The organism is Curtobacterium sp. MCBD17_035 (genome assembly GCF_003234815.2).
Lineage (GTDB): Bacteria > Actinomycetota > Actinomycetes > Actinomycetales > Microbacteriaceae > Curtobacterium.
In genome coordinates, this window is record NZ_CP126279.1 from 1,922,300 (window position 1) to 1,943,098 (window position 20,799).

The window sequence follows — 20,799 nt, forward strand, 5'->3', positions numbered from 1 at the left end:
GTCGGCAGCCTACGCGTTCCCGGTGACAGCCCGGTGACCGGCGGCCGACAGTCCGCTGTCGGCGTGCCTCCCGGGCCGGGGCGACGGGCGGGGCCGACGGCGGGGCCTCCCGGTCCACCTCAGCCGAACACGCGCACCGGACGCACGATGTCCGCGTAGATGAGGAGCAGGCTCATGCCCCCGAGCAGGACGACGACGGCGAACGTGAGCGGCATCGTCTTGGCCAGGTCGATCGGGCCCGGGTCCCCGCGGCCGAGGAGCTTGGCCGTTCGACGCTTGACGGCCTCCCACAGTGCGCCCGCGACGTGCCCGCCGTCGAGCGGCAGCAGCGGCACGAGGTTGAGCACGAAGAGACCGATGTTGAGCGCGCCGAGCAGCGACAGGATCGTGTAGATCTTGTCGACGACCGGGACGCCGCTCGCCGACGCCACGGTCCCGATGGCGCGGCCGACGCCGACGACGCTCACCGGGCTGTCCTGTGCGCGCTGTTGGGATCCGAACGCGGCGTTCCACACCGCGACGAGTCGCTGCGGCAGGTCGAGGATGAGCGACGCCGACGCCTCGGTCTGTGCCCAGACCGCGGGCAGGACCGCCGCCGGCGACTGCCGGACCAGCGTCTGTCCGATCGAGACGCCGACGACGCCGACGCGTTCCGTCTTCGTGCTGCCGTCCTGCTCCTTCGCCACCGTGCCGTCGGCGCGGTAGACGTCACGCGTCGCCAACCGGGGCGTCACGGTGATCGTGCGCCGCTGCCCGTCGCGGAGGACCGTGAGTCGCACGGGCGAGCTGGCCGACCGCTGCAGGATCGTCGTCAGCTCGGTCGTCGAGACATCCGACCGGCCGTCGACCGCGAGCACGGCGTCGCCGGCACGCAGCCCTGCCCGCGTCGCCGGGGACACCGGATCGTCACTCGTGCACCGGGTCGACTGCGACGTCGGCAGCACGCACGCGGTCGTGCCCGCGATGCTCGTCGTCGGCGCGCCGAAGCCGCACAGCAGGACCGCGAACAGCACGATGCCGATCACGAGGTTCATGGCCGGGCCCGCGATCATGACGATGATCCGCTTCCACGGTGTCAGTCGGTAGAACGCCCGCTCGTCCCCCTGCTCGGCGATCTGCTCCGCGCTGGCGTCTCGGGCGTCCTGCACCATCGCGCTGTAGAACCCGGTGTTCGTGATCGGTGCGGGTTTGCCGGACGCCCGCGGGGCGAGCATCCCGACCATCGAGATGTAGCCGCCCAGGAGGATCGGCTTGACCCCGTACTCCGTGTCGCCGCGGCGGAACGACCACAGCGTCCGCCCGAACCCGAGCATGTACTGCGTCACCTTGACGCCGAAGAGCTTGGCGAAGAACAGGTGTCCGAGCTCGTGGAGGCCGATCGAGACCAGCAGGCCGACGACGAACACGACGACGCCGAGGACGAACAGGAGCACGGATCCGGGGGTCACCGGGGTAGCGTACGGGACCCTCGCCAAGCAGCAGCCGAGGGACCGCTGAGCGGCGACTGCTCATCGCGGAGTCACCGTGCCGTGTCGGGCATCGACGACGGGTCGGGAGACGGGCGTCCTGCCGGGAGGCGCGGTGCGCGTCAGCGACGCAGCAGACGATCCGCCTCGGCGCGCGCCCACCGCTCGGCCGCGAGCACGCCCTCGAGCGAGGACTCCCCCGCGTCGTGTGCGTCGACGACCCGCTCCACGGTGTCGACGATGTCGAGGAACCCGATCGCGCCCGCGTGGAACGCCCCGACCGCCTGTTCGTTCGCGGCGTTGAACACCGCCGGGTAGGTCCCGCCGCGCTCCCCCACCTGCTTCGCCAGCCGGACGGCGCCGAAGGCGTCCTGGTCGAGCGGCTCGAAGGTCCAGGCGGACGACCGTGTCCAGTCGAGTGGCACGCCGACGCCCGCGACACGGTCGGGCCACCCCAGACCGAGCGCGATCGGCAACCGCATGTCGGGCGGGGAGGCCTGCGCGATCGTCGAGCCGTCGACGAACTCGACCATCGAGTGCACGATCGACTGCGCGTGGACCGTCACGTCGATGCGGTCGTACGGGACCCCGAACAGCAGGTGCGCCTCGATCACCTCGAGGCCCTTGTTGACGAGCGTCGCCGAGTTCGTCGTGACGACGAGACCCATGTCCCACGTCGGGTGCGCGAGTGCCGCGGCCGGGGTCACGTCGGCGAGCTCCGCCCGTGAGCGTCCGCGGAACGGGCCTCCCGAAGCGGTCAGCACGAGCCGGCGGACCTCGGTGGCGGACCCCGCGCGGAGTGCCTGCGCGATCGCGGAGTGCTCGCTGTCGACCGGCACGATCTGACCGGGTGCCGCCGCCGCCTGCACGAGCGGACCCCCGACGATGAGGCTCTCCTTGTTCGCGAGCGCGAGCAGGGCGCCCGTCTCGAGGACCGCGAGCGTCGGGCCGAGCCCGACCGACCCGGTGATGCCGTTGAGCACGACGTCCGCCTCGACGGCACGAACCAGCCGTTGGGCGTCGGCCGCGCCGAACGCGACCTCGGTCACGCCGAACCGCTCGGCCTGCTCGGACGCCAGTGCGCGGTTGGTGCCGGCCACGAGGCCGACGACCTCGAACCGATCCGGGTTGCGTGCGACCACGTCGAGGGCCTGGGTGCCGATCGACCCCGTGCTCCCGAGGACGACGACCCGACGCTTGCCGTCCGGGTGCGCGCTCGATCCGGCGCTCGTCACGCTCAGCCCTTGGCGAGGATGTCGACGACGAACACGAGGGGCGCGTTCTTCGGGATGTTCGATCCCTCGGGCGGGTTCGCACCGTACGCGTCCGCGGCCGGGATGGCGATCATCACCTGGGAGCCGACCTTCTGGCCGACGAGGCCGGTCACGAACCCCGCGATGAGCTGGCCGTCCTGCACGGTGAAGCTCGCCGGCTGTCCGCGCTTCCAGGTGGAGTCGAAGACCTTGCCGGTCGCGTAGACCTCGCCCTTGTACTGCACGAGCACGGTGTCACCCTTGGCGACCGTGTCACCCGAGCCGAGCTTGATCACCTCGGTCGTCGTCTTGGCGGGCGCAGCCGTCTTCGGGATCGTGATGGTCGGCTCGCCGCTCGAGGCGTCCTTGACGGTGGGGAGGGAGGGGTCCTGCGTCTGCGGGTGCCCGGTCGACTTCTTGGCGGTCGTGCCGATGACGTCCGCCACCACGACGATCTGGCCGGTGGTGCCGAACCCGAGCGCCTTGCTCGAACCCACCATGGCCAGGCGCGACCCCACGTTCGCGCAGCCGAGGACCTGACCGAACCCGGTGCCACCGACCGAGAGCACCTGCGGGTCGCCCTGATCGAACCCGACGGAGCCGAGCTTCTTCGCCGTCTTCGCCTGGTACACGGAGTACGAGACCTTGATGAAGTCGCCGTCGGCGAGCGCCTTGCCGCCACCCTTGACGACGCGCGACGCCTGCGTGGGGCTCGCCGACAGACCCTTGGCGAACGTGACCTTCGGCGCGGTCGTCCCGCCGAAGTCCCCCGAGACCCGGATGCTGCGCGACGCGGAGCCGGGCGACGGGCAGGCCGCCGACGACGAGCTCGCGCTGGCCGAGCTGGAGGCACCACCACCCGACCCGGACGAGGAACACGCGGCGAGGCCGAGGACGACCGCCGGGACGATCAGGAACGGGACGAGACGGAGACGCTTCACGAGGACCTTCGGTTGGGGTTGAGGTGCGTTCGGGCGGACGACGGCCGCTTCGACCGGACCAGTCTGCCGCACCGTTCCCGTGTGCTCGTCAGCGCACGCGGATCACGGGCTCGTGCCGGACCGGGAACGAAACGGACCGGGCGATGAAGCACAGGGACGAGGCCCGGGCGTGCGCGGCGGTCGCGTCGGCCACGCGGTCCGGCTCGAGGATGGTGACCACGGGTCGGAGCAGTGCATCGGTGAGCTCGCCGGAGCCGTCGGGGTGGACGTCGAGGTGCCCGGTGGCGCGGTCCTCGTACTCGACGACGGTGATCCCGGCGAGCGCGGCGACGTGGAGATAGCTCAGCATGTGGCACTGGGCGAGCGCCGCCACGAGGAGGTCCTCGGGGTTCCAGCGGTCCGCATCGCCGCGGAAGGGCTGCGCCGCCGAGCCGGGGAGGTCCGGTTTGCCCGCCGCGGACACCACGTGGTCGCGGCCGTAGGCACGGTGGTCGGACGTGCCGGTCCCCCGGTCGCCGGTCCACCGGACCTCGACGGTGTGGTCGTGGTCGAGCATGGAGCCTCCTGCCGAGGGGGTGGGACACCGCGGTTACACTCCCCATCATGCCGGGAACCGCCGACGTCCGCTCCGACCGCCACCCCCTCACCGCGGACGGGTCGGTCGAGCTGGCCGTCGTGTCCCGCTCGGGCTTCGACGAGAGCCGGCACGTCGGCGCCGGCGTGGTCGTCGACGCGGACGGGCGGATGGTGGACGTGGTGGGCGACGCAGCCGCGAGCGTCTGGACGCGGAGCACGCTGAAGCCGTTCCAGGCGTTCGCGGTGCGTCGGACGGGAGCGCGGTTCGAGGGAGCGCAGCTCGTGCTCAGCACCGCGAGCCACGCCGGTACGCCCGCGCACCAGGAGGTCGCCGCGGCGATGCTCGCCGCATGGGGTCACGACGAGGACACGTTGGGATGCCCCCCGGACTTCCCCTTCGACGGCGCGACCGCACGACGGATGACCGCACCCCGTCGTCTGGCGATGAACTGCTCCGGCAAGCACGCGGCGATGCTGGCCTCCTGCGCACTGAACGGATGGGACCGGTCGACCTACCTCGCCGTGGACCACCCGCTGCAGCGCGTGGTGGTCGACACGGTGGAGGACCTGACCCGTGAGTCGGTCGACGTCGTCGGCGTGGACGGCTGCGGTGCGCCCGTCGTCCCGCTGACCCTGCACGGCCTGGCCCGCGGCATCGCGACCGTCGTCGGCCCGACGGACGCGGACGGTCGGGCGTTGACGACGGCCGTGCTCGCGGAGCCGTGGGCGATCGACGGGCCGGGTCGCGCCAACACCCTCACCATCGAGCGTCTCGGGGTGTTGGCGAAGCTCGGTGCCGAGGGCGTCATGGTCATGGGGGTACCCGGCTCCGGTGCGGTCGCCGTGAAGGTGCTCGACGGATCACAGCGCGCCGGCACGCTCGCGGCGCTGACGCTGCTCGCCCGTTCCGGCATGGTCGACCCCGACGACGCGCGCGCCGTCATCGCGGCGTCCGTCCCGTCGGTCCTCGGTGGTGGGCAGCGCGTCGGGGGCGTGCGGCCCGGGCGCGGCCTGGTGGCCTGAGGTCGCGGGCGACGGACGGGGCTCGACCGGCGGTCGGCCTGGGACCGGCGGCAACACCGGCACGATGCCATCCGCACCGTCCGCCACGAGGTCGGTCGGCTCGACGGACCCGCCGGGCAGCAGACGGCAGCCCCCGGCGTCCACGAGCAGCCGGGTCCGGACGGCGGGCGGCACGTCGGCGCGCGTCGGGGCGAGGACGACCCAGCCGAGCGCGCCCGGCGGACCGTGCCTGGGGTGCACGACGGCCACCGCGGTCCCGTCCGGCGACCAGCCGAGCCCACCGGCGGGCGGCCGCCCGGCGGCCGGCAGGCCCGACACCACGTCGTCGCCCACACTCCGGATCTCGACGTGCTCGCCTCCGGCGCCGTCGGCCAGCGCCGTCACGACCGCACGGAACACGGCGCGTGCGGCGACGCCCCGGCCGACGACCGCGAGGCCGCCGGCCACGTCCGCGACGACGGCGGACCCGCCGATGACCTCGTCAGGCACGCCGTCGACGTGGTCCCGCATCGCACCGATCCGGGACGCTGCCCCGCTTCGCTCCGGCCGGTGACCGAGGAGCACGGGCAACCGACCGAGGTCCTGAGCATGCTGGGCACGGACGATGTCGAGGCCGGGTGCGCCATCGGGAGTCGACGGGGCCGGACCCGCCCGCCCCGTCGGAGACGGTCCACCACCCGGCCGACGCGACGCCCAGCGGACGGTCACGAGCGCGGCTGTGGAGGCGATGACACCGACGATGCGGGAGACGGCGGCATCAGCCGTCCCCGAGAGCGCGGACACGGCGCTGCCCAGGGCGACCACCGCCGTGGCGAGGGCCAGGACGGCGCGGCCACGGCCCTCCTGACCGTTCTGCATGGCACGAGCGTGACGCACACCGGACGCGACCCCGGCACCGAGGGGGCGCGCGGTGTGGGACCTCCGGATCCCCGCCGTCTGTGGAGGAGGAGCGTCGCGGGTCCTGACCTCGCGTGTTCTCGGATCCGGTCGTCGGCAGGGTCGACACCGCGACCCGTACGTGGACGCCGAGCCGCGTCGGGAGGGTTCAGGCCGCGTGCTCCTGGTCCCCGGTAGCGGGGCTCGACGATCGCGCGCGAGGCCGCGCCGACGTGCTCGTGTGCGACCATCGCGGCCTCGACGCCCTCGACGCCCTCGACGTCCTCGACGCCCTCGACGGACGAGCTCTTGTACAGGGTCGGCTGATGCGCCCGCGACGAACGCCCCGCCGATCGGGAGCCCTCGAGCGCGCGATGGCGGAAGCGCGGATCGACCGCTCGGTGGAACCGACCGCGGATCGCCGGGACGAAGGCCGAGTCGAGGGACACCACGACGCCAGCACGTCATCCCGGCCCCCGAAGGCCCCGTCCGCTCCGCCCGACGCGGCGCCTTCCGCCTACTGCACCAGGAAGAACTGCTCGCCGATGTCGACCCGCGCCCCGCGCTCGACTCGGTAGCGGCGTCCGGGCTCACACCGGCGGATGCTGCCGTCGATGTGCCGGATCACCGTGCCGTTGCCGGAGAACCGGTCGGACACCCACAGGTCGTCGCCCTCCCGCCCCAACTCGAGGTGCGTCTTCGACACCGACTTGCCGGGGTCGACGATCGTGATGACCTCGTCGATCCGCTCGCCCGGCTCGGGGCGCGGGAGGCGTCCGAGCAGCCCGGAACCGACGAGTCCGACCCGCTCGCCCGTGCTGAAGTGCAGGACGACGGGAGCGCGCTGGGGCGAACGGGCGACGATGCGTGTCGCCTCGACGTCCTCGCCGTCATCGTCCTGCCGCCGTCGGCTCCAGGTGCGGAGGGTGTCCTCGGCGACGGGCGACGGTGGGATGGGCGGCAGCGTCGGGCGCAGCGGTGCGGCCGCGGGCGGCTCGTCGAGGCGACCCGGCATCGGCGGGAGGTCGTCCGACGGCGCTGAGGCGGCGTGTCCGGCACGCATCCGGGACGCCGGATCCGGCACGGCAAGGGGTGCTGCGTCTCCGGAGTCGGCCTGCGGCAGCGGCTGCGCGACAGCCACGTGGTCCGCGTCGGCGACCTGGTCCGCGTCGACCTGGTCCGCCTCGGCGTCCTGGTCCGCCTCGGCGTCCTGGTCCGCCTCGGCGTCCTGGGACGCGTCGGCCTGGGACGCGTCGGCCTGGGACGCGTCGGTGTCCTGGTCGGGGTCGGGGTCGTCTACAGCGTCGGAGCCGGCGTCGGTACTGGCCTCGTCCGCGCTCCCGGACACGGGGTCCGAGTCGTCCACGATCGACCAGTCGGGTCGCTCCATCGGGAGCGGCACCACGGGGCCCGTGTACGCCGCGGTCACGGCCGGCACGACGGCGCCGCACTCCTCGCAGAAGATGTCGTCCGGCTCGAGGGGGTGGCCGCACACGTGGCACGTCGCTCCCTGCGCTCCCGGCGCCACGAGCGGCACGGGGCGTGGCGCGACGCGCCGCTCCGGGAAGGGCATGATGACCGCGGTGTCGCCCGGTCCCGGGACGTCCGTGGTGACGCCGGCTGCCCGGGATCGCGAGTCGTCGTCCCAGGTGCGATCGTCCTGGCCACGGGCGTCCCCGCGGCCCTCGAGTCCGTCGTGACCCTCGTCATGGCCGTCATGACCGCTCGCGGCTGCGTCATGACCGCGCTCGGCGTCGTCCGCGGGGCCGCCCACGGCGGCGGGAGCGTCTCCCGCGTTCGAGCGCTCCCCCGGCACCGCGTCGTCGTCTCGGCCCACCGGGTCGGCTTCGGTGCCGGAAACGGCTGCGGTGTCGGCATCGTGGCCCGCATCAGCCGCTGCGGTGGGCCGGTTCCGCCCGACCCACCACGTGGGAGCGGCGGGTTCGGGAACGACCGGATCGGGGACGCGGCGCTGCGGCGTGGGCGGCGCGACGAGCGTCACCTCGGGGTCCTCATCGAGCTGATCCGCCCGGGTGGCCGCACCGGGTGCGTCCACCGGAGCGCCGTCGTCGACCCGACCGGCTCGGTCGTCCGGGCGGTCGTCGACCGGAACGGGCCGGATGCGGTCCGGGTCGAGCGAGGGTTCCGTGGGTCGGCCGGCCCAGCTCGCGAGACCGCTGTCCGAGCCGTTCACATGGCTCGGTGCGCTCCGCGGCGCGAACCGACGGTCGCCGTCGTCGTCCGGGTCGTGCGGGCGCCGGATCTCGTCCTTACCGCGACCGGACTCGTCGCGCCGGTCGGACGCGCCGGTGAGCCAGGCACGCGTCGCGGGGTCCAGCGTGGTCTCCGGCAGCCAGGCATCGGCCGCGGGGTCCGGTCGCCCGGCCGAGAGGGCCGGCGGACGGAGCGGCGGTGGTTGTGGGGCGCGTCCGGGCTCCGGTTCGACGGAGCGACGTGCCGTCGCCACCGACACCGACCGACCACACTCACCGCAGATGATGGCCCCGTCCGGGAGCGGCGATCCGCAGTGCTCACATCTGATCACTCGTGACCTCTGTCCTCGTTCGAACTCCCGCCATGCTACCCAGCGGAACCCGGCGTCGAGGACGACCGAGCCGGAGCGGACGCGCGCGGCGACCGTGGCCGACGCAGGGAACGGAGCGACGTGGCGGCCCGGAACCGCTGCCACCGCGTCCGGCCGTCCTGCAGCGCCCGCACCGCGGTGTCGGTCGCGGACCACATGCGGTCCGCCGTGGCACCGTCCGCGTCGGCGGGGCCGAACACGACCCGGTCGGCGAGCGCGGCCAATCCCGCTGCCGCCGGGTCCGGTGCCATGCCGGCGACGTCCCGCCGTGTGGCCGCACGTCCGATCGGGACGCCTCGGTCGGTCAGGGCGTCGCGGTACTCGTCCCAGGCGCCGACGACCCGTGCGCGGCCCGTGGGAGCACGGCGGCGGCGACGTCGACGCAGGCGTTTGCGGGCGACGACCACGGCGAACGGCAGTGCGACGAGCGCCGCGACGGCCAGCACCCCGATGACCCAGGGCAGCGCCGCCAGCAGGATCCGGAGCCACAGCGGCGCCTCCGGCGGGGTACCGCGGTCGCTCTGTGGCGGGGTCTGGGTGTCCTGGTCCTCCTGTGCCGCGGGCGGTGGCGGCACGACCGTCTCGGGTCGCGTGACGGGCTGCGGGGTCTGGTCCTGGTCCTCGGGGATCGCCCGGACGGGCGGGTTCGGGTCGATCATGACCCAGCCGTACTGGGCGGTGTCGACCTCGATCCGAGCAGTGACGTCCGAACCACGGAAGGTCGTCCGACCGGTGTCGACGCGGTCGGCCCCGGAACCGCCCGACGCGAACCCGAGGACCACCCGTGCCGGGAACCCGAGGTCCTGCGCCATGAGGGACGCGGCGACGGCGTACTGTTCGCCGTCCCCGATCATGAGCGGCGCGGTGAGGAGCTCGGTGATGCGGTCGGCACCATGGCCCGAACGGCTCGGTCGGTCGTCGCCCACACCGTGGCTGACGTACCCGTGCGTGCGCAGCGCCGCGATCACCGCCGCGAGCTTGCGACCCGTGCCGGTGACGCCCTTCGTCGTCGCGGCGACGGTGTCCGACACGGCCTCGGGGACCTGTGTCGGGGTCGGGACCCGGGCAGCACCGGGGCGCGCGCCGGCGAGCTCCGCTGCGGACGGTCGGGCGGGGACCACCGCGGTCAGCGAGTATGCGGTCCCGCGGCCCACTCCGCCGACGACGGCCGCGGTGCCGGTGCTCCGGTCGTAGTAGAACGCGTTCCGTTCGGCATCGGCGTGGGAGCCGGTGAACCGGATCTGTTCGAGGTCACCGACCGTGGGCACCCAGACCCCGCCGTACCCGCGTACCTGCACGTCGACGTGCACCCGGCGGCCTCGGACACCGCTCGTGTCGACGGACGTCGGGACCCGACTGAACGTGCCGGACGCGGAGGCACCCGACGGCCCGCCGACGGAGTACACGACGCCGTCGTAGGTGTCGAGCGTCGCGATCCGGACGAAACCGTCGGCCGGGAGCCCAGTGACGGTGAGCTGCGGGGCGTCCGCGGTTCCCGCCTCCTCGTACGCGCGCAACCCGCTCAACGGGCTGACGTAGTCGCGGGGGTCGAACGGCGCGACGACGCTGCTCCGTGCGACGCGGCGGTCGGCGTGCGGGGTCGCGACCACCCCGAGCCCACTCGCGAGGACCCCGGCGGCGACGATGGTCGCGAGTCCCACGAGCGACGGGCGCACGATCGACCGACCGACATTGACCCGGCTCCCGGCGGTCCCCGCGACCGCGACCGCGCGACGCACCCGCCGGGACACGAGCGCCCACGCCAGGGCCACCCCCACGAGCACGACGCCGGACACCACGGGGTAGGCGAGCCGCGTGGGGCCGACGAGGACGCCGACCGCGAAGAACGCGAGCGGTGGAAGCGCCGCGATCTCCGGACGGGGTGTCCGGACGGCGATGGTCACGCCGACGACGACGACGACGAGCGCGGACGCGAAGTAGGGCACGAGGAGCGCCTCGTAGTCGCCCACCGGCGGCCCGATGGTGAGCAGGCGCTTCCACCCGAGGGCGACCGACGAGAACAGGTCCACGAGACCGGCCGGAGTCGGCAGGACCCCGGCGGCCTCGGTCGGGACCGCGGCGGGCACGCCGACGAGGGTGAACGCCGCCACCGTCAGTGCCAGGAGCACCGGGCCGGGGAGGCGCCACCACGAGCCCGCCAGCGCGATCAGCGCCCCGGCGACCACCGCCGCGACGCCGGCCCCCACCATGGCGGACGACCGGTAGAGCGGCCACCACGCGACACTCGCGAGGCCCACGAGCAGCACGACCACGAGCGTGCCGCCGACGACGCGCAGGACCGCGGGGCGCCGCTGCCGGCGCTCGCGCTCCGCCCGGCGCGAGGAGACGTCGGCGGCGGCCGCGACCGGCTGGGCGCTCACGCCGCTGCCGATCGTCGCAGGGCGTGCCGGAGGTCTTCGAGGTACCCGATCGTGATCACGGTGAGTCCGGGCACCCGGACGACACGCGGCGGCGACTCGGTCTCGCAGATCACCGCGACGACCTCGACGCCGACGGGGAACCGGGTCGCGGCGAGCCGCAGCGCACCGAGTCCGACGGCGGAGCCCACGACGAGGAAGGCGACGGACGTCCCGACGCTGTCGTCACCGACGATCCGGGCCACCTCGCTGGTGGGCAGGGAGGCATCGGAGGCCGCGACGCGCGCGAAGTCGTCGAGCAGCAGCGACGGCGATCGTGTCGTCAGCGGGTGCACCGCGTACACCCGACGCCGCGCGAACTCCGGTGTCCGCGCTGACACGACCACGGTGACCTCGCGACCGTCGCGGATGGCGCGGTCGCCGAGGGACGCCGCAGCGCTCACGGCGAGCTCGAACTCGTCGTCGTCGCCGAACTCGCTCCGGGCCGTCCCGAGCGCGACCACGAGGTGCGATCGGCGTGTCTCCTCGAACTGACGGACCATGAGCGCGCCGGTCTTGGCGGTCGACTTCCAGTGCACCGTGCGCGGGTCGTCGCCCGGCTGGTACTCGCGGATGGCGTGGAACGCGATGTCCGCGGGCGACAGGTCGCGCGTGACCTGCCCTTCGAGGTCGCGGACGAGACCGGTGCTGGTGGACGGGATCGCGATCGTGCGCGGGTGCACGATCACCTGCTCCCGCTGCGTCCAGACGACCTCGCGTCGGACGAGGCCGACCGGGTCGGCACGGACACCCCGGACGGGCCCGACGTCGAGGACGCCGCGGCGGAGGGTCGGGACCGGGACCTCCCGCTCGACCGTGTCCTGCGGGGCGATGCCCGGCAACGCGACGTCGACGAGTCCGGGTCCGACGGGGACCTCGACGCTCGTGGCGACCGTGGGCACGCGGCCCGGGTTCTCCGCCGTGATCCGGACCGTGGCCGTGCCCCCCACCGCGACCCTGCGGGTGGGCAGGTGCATCCGGACGGCCAGGCGCGACCGCCCGACCAACGCGACGAGCGCCACGACCGCGAGCACGACACCGGTCCAGCCGACGGCGACGACCTCACGCAGCCCGTACCGGTACCCGAGGACGAGCGCGACCGCCGTGAGCACCGCCACGGTCCAGCCGAGTCCGGTGACGACCGACGCGACCTGGTCCCCGACCCGCGCGCCGAGCCTCCCGACCGCTCGTGCGAGACGCGCCGCGCCCGCCACGGCGTCCGCCACCCCGCCTCGGGAGCCGCCGACCAGGTGGGTGCGCGCGTTCGTCGCGCCGAGCGTCGCGGTCCGTTCGACGCCCGGGCGACGCGACCGGGTCCCTCCCGGTCGACGGGACGCCGTCCCGGTCGGGGCCCGGTCGCGGGTGGCGCGGTCGGTCACGGAGCCACCCGGTCCACGGGCGGCGGTGTCTCGACCACGAGCTGCGCGACGACGCTCGTCGTGCTGACACCGTCGAACTCCGCCTCGGCGTCGAGCACGATCCGGTGTGCCAGGACCGGTTCGGCCAGCGCCTTGACGTCGTCGGGGGTCACGTAGTGCCGCCCGCTGAGCGCGGCGAAGACGCGTGCTGCTCGCATGAGCCCCATCGCGCCCCGCACGCTGACGCCGAGACGCACCTCACTCGCCGCTCGGGTGCCGTCGACGAGTCGCGCGACGTAGTCCGCGATGACGGGGTCGACGTGGACGGTGCGGGCGAGCGCGGCCATCTCGGTGATCGTGGCGGCGGGCACGACGCTCGCGAGCGGCACCGACGCGGAGGGTGCGGACGGGGTCTCGAGGATCCGCACGGTCGCCGCGTGGTCCGGGTACCCGATCGACGTCTTCATGAGGAAGCGGTCGAGCTGTGCCTCGGGCAGACGGTAGGTTCCCGCCTGTTCGATCGGGTTCTGCGTGGCGATGACCATGAACGGGGCGGCGAGACGATGCGTCACGCCGTCCACGGTCACGGCGGACTCCTCCATCGCCTCGAGGAGCGCGGACTGTGTCTTCGGGCTCGCCCGGTTGATCTCGTCGGCGAGCACGACGTTGGCGAACACCGGACCGCGGTGGAACTCGAACTCGCTCGTGCGCTGGTCGTACACGCTGATGCCCGTGATGTCGCCCGGCAGCAGGTCGGGCGTGAACTGGATCCGGGCAGTCGAACCCTGCACGCTCTGCGCGAGCGCTCGGGCCATGCTCGTCTTGCCCGTGCCCGGGACGTCCTCGAGCAGCAGGTGCCCCTCGCTCAGCATCGCCGTCACCGCGAGTCGGATCACGAAGGTCTTGCCGAGCAGCACCTGCTCGACGTTCGTGACGATGCGGCCGGCGACGTCGGCGAACCAGGTCGCCTGCTCGGGGGTCATGCTCATGCGGATGTCGTTCCTCTGCGGTGGTGGTGACGTCGGTCACGCGCCGTTCAGCCGTCGGTCGATTGTGGAACGGCCGGCGTGGTGATCGGCGCCGACGCGCCAGTGGGGTCCTGCTGTCCGTTGACGGTCGCCCGGACGCGGATGGTGTCGTACGCCGCCGGCACCGGATCCGTCGTGGTGAACGGCTCGCCCGACACCGGGTCCGTGTCGGTGCACAGCCCCGAGGCGCCACCGATGCAGTAGCTGACGTCGTAGCCGCTGGGCGCGAGCCGACCGTCGTTGTCCGGGGCGTTCACGACGGGCGCCTGGCCCTGCACGGCGCTCGCGATGGTCGCACGCGTGGTGAAGGGCTGGACGGACACGGGGTCGCTCGTGCTGCAGTAGTCGTCCGACGCCGTCGCGCAGGCCACCAACCGGATGGCCGCCTGGTCACCGTACCCGGTGCCGGTCGACCACGTGTCCCCGGTCAGCGGCACCGCCGAGCCACCGTTCACGGTGTAGGCGTAGTGGTCCACGCGACTGCTGGCCGAGGACACCCCGCTGATCCGGATCTGCCAGTTCGGCGAGGTCCGGTCCACCTGCTCGACGTCGACGCTGCCCGTCGGCGTCGCCGGCGGCGCGTAGCTCGTGACGCTCGTCGGGGCGCTGGCGCTGCAGAAACGGCCGTTGTCGGCGTACGCGACGTACTGGTAGTCGCCGTCGCCGCTGATCGTGTCGGTGTCGGTGGCTCCGAACGTCGCACCAGCTCCCGTCGGCGGGCAACCGGACGGGATCGCGGCGCCCGGATCGAACCGGGCGATCGTCAGGCGCGTGGCCGTGCCTCCGGCCCAGTCGGCCTCCGCGGAGGACAGCCGCACCGTGGTCCGTCCTTGGCCGTCGGGGCTGCCCGTGGCCGAGAGCGACGGGGTTGCCGGCTGACCGACGGCCGTCGCGGCGGCGGACGTCCGCTCGTTCCAGTCCGCGGTCGAGAGGACGAGGGCCGCGTTCCGCGCCGACACGGTGGCGGTGTACTGGCCGCCCGGCTGCAGGCCGTCGAACGAGGTGGACGTGGTCGCCGCGCCGACCGTCTGCGCCTGCGTGCCGGACGGCCCCTCGAGGGTGACGACGTAGTTCGCGACCGCGGACCCCGTGCCCGGTCGTGGGACGGCCGCCCACTGCACGACGAGCCGACGTGGCGTCTCCTTGGCCGGCGTGACCGTCACCGAGGCCGGGGCCGCCGGGATGAAGTCGTCGCTCATCACGGCGCTCGCCCCGGACGGCTTCGAGCTGCCGGCCGCGTTCACCGCGGTGACGGTGAACGTGTACCGCTCCTGCGGATCGAGGTCGGTGAGCGTGCAGACGGTGCTCGCACCGCAGTCGTGCGTCGCGGTGCGGCCGCCCGAGGTCCGGCTGGTCACGCGGTAGTCCGAGATGGCGGCGTTGTTGGCCGCCGGTGCGTTCCAGGTGAGCGACAACGACCCACCCTGGTACGTCCCCGTCCTGGTGGGCACGGAGGGCTGCTCCGGGACGTCCTGGACCGACACGGTGACGTCGCCCCAGACGTACCGGTCGCGGTCGTTCGTCGCGTCCGCGACCTCGTACTGCAGGTGGGTGTCGACGGGGCGAGCGGACGCGGCCACCCGGAGCGTCAGTCGCGCACGGTCGGCGCTCGGGGTGATCGACACGCCCGCGGGGACGCCGCCGGACAGTCCGCGGATCGCGACCACCCGCAGGGGCCGACCGGGGAACGGGTTGGTCGCGGCGTCGTTCGCCAGGACGTCGACGTCGGCGGTCTCTCCACGCTTGACGACGGCGCGGTCCGCGGCCGGCTGCACGAGCGGACGGGTCGACGCCACGACCTCCACCGCGATCGTGCCGCTGCGACCCGCCGCACTCCGGTCGGCGACGCCGACGCCGACGGACGCCGTCGAGCCCTTGGTCGCGTCGTCGTCGACCGCGAGCGTCATCCGCTGCCCGCTGATCGTCGCCGTGACGCCGCTGGCGGGGCGGCTCACGACGTCGTAGCGCAGCTCGCCGAGGTCCTTCGGGTAGGGGTAGTCCGTCAGCCTCGTGAGGTCCACCGTCCGGCGGTCACCCGGCTGCAGCTCGATCGTGCTCCCGGTGAACGACGGCGGCTGGTTGGTACGCGGGGTCACCTTGATCGGCAGGACGAGCGTCGCCACGCGGCCCTTGCCTCCGTTCGCGTCGGAACCGTCGGTGACCTCGAACGAGATCGAGGCGTTCCCGTAGTAGAGCTTGGCGGAGGTGAACGACAGGGTGGTCGGGTCGACGACGAGGTCGGCCCCGTTCGCATGGGTCGCCTTGACGGTGCTCGGGTCGGTCACGTGCGCGACGGCGCCGTTGGCCGTCACCACGTACTTCGACAGCGGGATCTGGACCGTCGACTCGCTCCGCACCGTGATCGCCGGGGCGGTGCGGTCGATCTGCGGCAGCGCGTCGTCGAGTCCGGGCACGTGCACGAACGCGTACGAGACGACGTCCGGATGGTCGCGACGCGCGACGGAGAACGGGATGATCCGGGACCGGGCCGTCACCGGGACCACGATCCGGCCCGACCGCGTGACCCGCGCGCCGTCCGCGTAGCCGCGGACGAGCCCGACGCGGAGGTCCGCGGTCGAGCCCTCGGCGAAGAACGTGTTCGCGAGGACGTCGACGGAGACCGCCTTGCGATGGAGGATGTCGACGAGGTCGAGGGTGGAGTCCGAGACCTCCGGCCGGAGCGGTGCGGCGTCCCGGTCGACGGTGACGGTGAGGAAGGCCGTGCTCGCACCGCCGTCGTCGTTCGCGACGGTGTAGAGGACCGCGAAGTCGCCGCGTCGGGCCGACGGCGGGGGCGTGACCTTGACCTCCTGGTGCCGCAACACACGGGCCTCGAGACCGGGACCGTTCGGCTCGGCTCGCGTGACCCGCAGGTCACCGCCGTCCGGATCGGAGTCGTTCTCGAGGACCCGGACGGTCACGCTGCCGCCCGGCCGGATGGTGACGTGGTCCGCCTGGGCGACCGGGTTCGACGCCTGTTCCGCCCGCGGCGCGATGCCGACGCGGATGGTCCCGGTCGCACGGGCGCCCAGGGCGTCGACCACCGTGTAGGTGAACTGGTCCGTCCCTGCGGAGTAGTCCCCCGCCGCGTAGTCGAGCGTGGACGCGGTGACGTCGCTGACGGAGCCCTTGTCCGGATTCGACGCGACTCCGACGAGCTGGACGGAGTCGCCGTCCGGGTCGATCCCCGACAACGGCACGGTCACCCGCACCGTCTGCCCCGCCACCGCACGGGCCGTGATCGTGTCCGGGACCGGTGCGGCGTTCGTGGCGGCGTCCCGCTCGCGCACGGCGATCGAGACGACGGCGTCCGCGTGTTGGCCGTCCGGTCCGTCCACGCGGTACACCGCCGTGTAGTTGCCAGGGGTGTCGGGGGCGAGGTACCGGAGGGTGTCTCCCGACACGAACAGCAGACCGGCACCGGCCGGCAGGTTCTGCACCAGGTCCGGCTCGAGCGTCAACGGCTCTCCGTCCGGCTGCGTGTCGTTCGCGAGCACGTCGATCGTCGCCACGTCGCCGACGCGGACGGTCGCGCTGTCGGGCTGGGCGACGGGTGGTTGGACGTGGTCCGGCTCGGGGACCTCGATGACGGTCACCGTGCCGGTGCTCGACGCGAGCCCGTTGGTCTCGGTGTAGGTGAAGGTCACGGGCCCGGAGAGCGGAGCGATCAGCGTCACCCGGACGGTGTGCTGGTCGAGCACGGTGGCCTGCACGCCGCTGCCGCCGTCGACCCCGCTGAGTCCCGTGACGAGCAGGACGCCCCCCGCCGGGTCGATGTCGGTGGCCGTGACGTCCGTGTCCTTCGTGGAGAGCGTGTCCACGAAGACCGTCTTCGGCGTCGTGATGGGCGCGGTCGAGGCGTCCGGCGCCGCCTCGACGGTGACGCGGACGACTCCGGTGGCGGTCTTGGTGCCGTCGGTCACGGTGTAGGCGAGCAGGTGGTCGCCCGGTACGGCGCTCGACACGACGAAGGTGCCCGCGTCGTAGCTCGGCGTCAGCGTGGTCCTGGCCACCGCCGGGACGCTGGTCAGGGTCACCGTGCCGTTGCCGCCGCGCACGTGGTCGAGCGGGTGCACCGTCAGGGGTTCACCCGCGTACGCCTGCACCGCGAACGAATCCGCGGACAGGGGCGCCTTGCCCTGTGCGTCCACGTCGACCGTGAGGGTCCCCCGTCCTTGCAGGCGCCCGTCGCTCACGACCAGCTGCACGGTGCGCTCGCCGGTGCGACCGGAGTGGTCGGTCACGTCCACGACCCCGTCGGGCGTCGTGGTCACGGTGTCGCCGTCCGGCGCGGAGGCAGAGGCCAGGTAGACGGGGTCGCCGTCGGGGTCGACCCAGTCCGACAGCACGTTCGTCGAGACCGTGCCGGCACGGACGACGACGGCGTGGGTGTCGCGGACCTGCACGGGAGCGCCGTTCTGCGCGGGGGTCTTCACGGTGACGCTCACGGTCGCCGAGGCGGTGCCGCCGTTGCCGTCGCTGATCTCGTAGCGGAAGCGGACCGTGCCCGTCGCTCGCGGCGACAGGGTGATCTGGAGCTGTTGCCGCTCGTCGATGCGGGCGACTGTCCCCGTCGTACGATCGATGCTGCCGAGGTCCTCGATGACGATCGGGTCCCCGTTGGGGTCGTAGTCGTTGAGGAGCACCGGCAGGACCGTCGTCCGGCCCGGCCGCGCACCGAGGACGTCGTCGGTGGCGACAGGCGGCTTCTGCTCGGTGTCCGCGGTCGCGTCGTCGGACGAGGCCTGTCGTTGCTGCCGGTCGTCCTGCTTCTGGATCAGGTCGCCCCAGTTGTCGATGAGCTGCCCGCTCCGGTCGATCGCCCAGGTGCGCCCGGACTCCGGGTCGTTGGCCACGACCGTGTCGCCGTTGTGCTGCACGGTGAGTGCCGCCCCCGACGGCACCGCGTCGAGTCGTTGCACGGCTCGACCGTCGCACGTGTCCACGGCCTGGCCCCCGCTCCACGCGCCGAACGTGCACGAGCCGTCGACGTAGGGGCGCGCGGGCGTGCCGGAGACGCCGAGGCGCACCGCCGTCACCCCGCCCGAGGGTGAGACCCGCAGGAGCCCGGCAGCACTCGCCACGGTCACCGCGGTTCCGGACGACGAGGACCGTTGGAGGGTCGCCCGACCGCTCACCCGGTCGCCGAGAGCGACGCGCCGGCCGTCGATCGCGAGCACGGAACTCGTGCGGTCCAACACGGCCAGGTGGTCGCCCACCACCGCGGTCTGGAGGTCGTGCTTCCGGGACATCGCGACGTCGAACGTCCGTCGGACGCTCAGGGACGTCCCCACCGCGACGAGCGACGCGGTGCCGGTGCGTGGCGAGTAGACGGCCACGTCCGAGTCATCGGCATCGAACACGGCGTCGGCACCGAGGGTGAGGTCGGCCTTCGTGGCGGTGTCGAACGCACCGATCGCGTCGGCGGGGGTCGCCCACAACTGCCCGGTGTCACCGTTGCCGATCACCCCCGTGCCGCCGGCCAGGAACACCTGCGGGGACCCCGAGGGCAACGTGACCGGATCCCCGAGGGTGGCGTCGGCGACGTCCACCCGCGTGAGCGTGCCCTTCGTCTCGTCGACACTCCACACCCGGTGGCCTCGCTGCACCACCGCGAGGGTGTCCGAGGCGGCCGCGACCGCCGTGTTGAGCTGGAGCACGCCGGTGTTCGCGCGGCCGACCGCTCCGTACTGTCCGCTCGGGACCCACACGGTCCCGTCGCCGAGGTCCACCCGCTGCGTGTGGTAGCCGCTCGAAACGATCGCGGTGGTGGCGACGACGACCATCACCACGAACGCGACGATCGTGGTGATGAGCACCGAGCGGTGCCGTCGCAGTACGACGCGCAGCACCTAGTCGTCCCCGATGGTGACGCACTTCTGGGCGCTCTGGTCGCCGTTCTTGCCGTCCCGGTTGACCGCGACGGCGACGCATTCCTCGTCGCCCCGCTTGCCCGAGACGACGAAGCTCCGCCCGGTCTGCTGGCTCGTGCCGCCGTTCGAACTGATGACGTACGTGTCACCGGCGCGTGTGCCCGGGTCACCCCAGCGGAACGTGACGGTCGTGCCGACGGTCGTCGCCCGGATGTCCGACACGGTCGGGATCGATCCCGAGCCGGTCCGGGTCAGCACCAGCGTCGCCGACACGGCGACCACGGCGACCACGACGGCGGCCAGGGCCGCCCACAGCAGGGTCGACCGCGACCGCCGGCCGACCCGGGCCGTCGACGCGCTGCGGTGCACCGTGCCGACGCTCCGGGACGCCGTGGTCGTGAGCCCGCCGCGCGGGGACTGCCGCGCACGGCGCCGACGGCCACCGGCGACCGGCGCGGCGACGTTGCGGAGCATGGTGCGGTCCGTGGCGTCACCGACCGACGCCATCGCCCAGTTCTCGACCTCGACCTCGGCCGGGGTCTGCGGGAGACCGAGTTCTGCCTCCACCTGTTGGAGTCCGCGGACGAACTCGATCGCCGTCGCGGGCCGCTGTTCCGGGCGTCGGGACATCGCCGCGGCGAGGAGCCGCTCGAGCGACGGGGGGACGTCGGGCCGCCCGGTCGGCTTCGGCGTGCCCTTGTCGATGCGGCCCATGAGGTCGTCCGCACCGTTCGCGCCACCAGGTACCTCGAAGGGGCTCCGGCCGGCGAGCAACGAGTACACCGTCGCGGCGAGCGAGTAGACCTCGGACTGCACCGAACCGCGGGACTCGTCCATGAGCACCTCCGGCGCGGACCAGGGGATCGACATCCCGATCGGTTCGTCCGGGTCGGCCTCGCCGATGGAAGCGGCGATACCGAAGTCCGACAGCACCGGGCTGCCGTACGCGGTGCGGAGGATGTTGGAGGGCTTGACGTCGCGGTGCAGGACGCCCTCGCGGTGCGCGGTCTCGAGGGCGGACCCGACGCGGACACCGATCGCGAGGACCTCGGACACCGGGACCGGGTCCCGACGGTAGCGCTCGCTCAACGACGCCGAGCAGAGCTCCATCACGAGGTACGGCCGACCGTCGGCCGCCACGCTGGCCTGGAGCACCGTCAGGATCGACGGGTGGGTGCTGAGCCGCGCCATGAGGTTCGCCTCGGACTGGAACGACTGCCGCACCCGGTCGTCGACGACCTCGTCGAGGAGGACCTTGACCGCGACCTGGCGACGCGGCATGTTCTGCTCGTACAGGAACACGTCGGCGAACCCGCCCGATCCCAGGACGTGCACGTACGTGAAGCCGGGGAGCACGGGTGGCGTGGACGGCAGGCGGCGGGCCATGACCTCTCCTTACGACCA

Annotated in this window: 11 protein-coding genes; 1 reads left to right on the plus strand and 10 read right to left on the minus strand. The window is 73.3% G+C overall.

Annotated features, from left to right (window positions below; all coding sequences use genetic code 11):
- Positions 1-119: 119 nt before the first annotated feature.
- From DEI93_RS09125 to DEI93_RS09140, 4 genes are all read right to left on the minus strand, one after another.
- A complete protein-coding gene (locus DEI93_RS09125; protein ID WP_258372189.1) occupies positions 120-1,448 on the minus strand; it encodes a M50 family metallopeptidase in 1,329 nt (442 codons plus the stop codon).
- Positions 1,449-1,588: 140 nt separating this feature from the next.
- Entirely contained in the window at positions 1,589-2,701 is a 1,113-nt protein-coding gene (locus tag DEI93_RS09130; protein ID WP_111119391.1) for a 1-deoxy-D-xylulose-5-phosphate reductoisomerase, read from the minus strand.
- Between the two features lie 2 nt (positions 2,702-2,703).
- Complete coding sequence (locus DEI93_RS09135) at positions 2,704-3,660, minus strand: FKBP-type peptidyl-prolyl cis-trans isomerase (RefSeq protein ID WP_146242826.1); 957 nt, start codon at positions 3,658-3,660, stop codon at positions 2,704-2,706.
- A gap of 88 nt (positions 3,661-3,748) precedes the next feature.
- On the minus strand, positions 3,749-4,216 hold the full coding sequence (locus DEI93_RS09140) for an OsmC family protein (RefSeq protein WP_111009180.1): 468 nt from the start codon (positions 4,214-4,216) through the stop codon (positions 3,749-3,751).
- A gap of 47 nt (positions 4,217-4,263) precedes the next feature.
- On the opposite strand from DEI93_RS09140, the gene DEI93_RS09145 reads away from it, so the two are divergent.
- Positions 4,264-5,259, plus strand: a complete 996-nt coding sequence (locus tag DEI93_RS09145) for an asparaginase (protein ID WP_111119392.1) — start codon at positions 4,264-4,266, stop codon at positions 5,257-5,259.
- A 1,393-nt stretch (positions 5,260-6,652) separates the two neighbouring features.
- On the opposite strand, the gene DEI93_RS09150 is transcribed toward DEI93_RS09145, so the two are convergent.
- From DEI93_RS09150 to DEI93_RS09175, 6 genes are all read right to left on the minus strand, one after another.
- Complete coding sequence (locus DEI93_RS09150; RefSeq protein WP_284158393.1) at positions 6,653-8,602, minus strand: FHA domain-containing protein; 1,950 nt, start codon at positions 8,600-8,602, stop codon at positions 6,653-6,655.
- A 113-nt stretch (positions 8,603-8,715) separates the two neighbouring features.
- Complete coding sequence (locus tag DEI93_RS09155; RefSeq protein ID WP_111025659.1) at positions 8,716-11,100, minus strand: transglutaminase TgpA family protein; 2,385 nt, start codon at positions 11,098-11,100, stop codon at positions 8,716-8,718.
- A complete protein-coding gene (locus tag DEI93_RS09160; RefSeq protein WP_111025660.1) occupies positions 11,097-12,515 on the minus strand; it encodes a DUF58 domain-containing protein in 1,419 nt (472 codons plus the stop codon). Before DEI93_RS09160 ends, DEI93_RS09155 begins: the two co-directional genes overlap by 4 nt.
- A complete protein-coding gene (locus tag DEI93_RS09165) occupies positions 12,512-13,483 on the minus strand; it encodes an AAA family ATPase (protein ID WP_111009185.1) in 972 nt (323 codons plus the stop codon). The genes DEI93_RS09160 and DEI93_RS09165 overlap by 4 nt, the downstream gene beginning before the upstream one ends.
- Before the next feature lie 47 nt (positions 13,484-13,530).
- The gene (locus DEI93_RS09170; protein WP_111119394.1) at positions 13,531-19,374 is read right to left on the minus strand and encodes an Ig-like domain-containing protein; all 5,844 of its coding nucleotides are present in this window, start codon (positions 19,372-19,374) and stop codon (positions 13,531-13,533) included.
- Complete coding sequence (locus DEI93_RS09175) at positions 19,375-20,781, minus strand: serine/threonine-protein kinase (RefSeq protein ID WP_111013231.1); 1,407 nt, start codon at positions 20,779-20,781, stop codon at positions 19,375-19,377.
- Positions 20,782-20,799 lie beyond the last annotated feature (18 nt).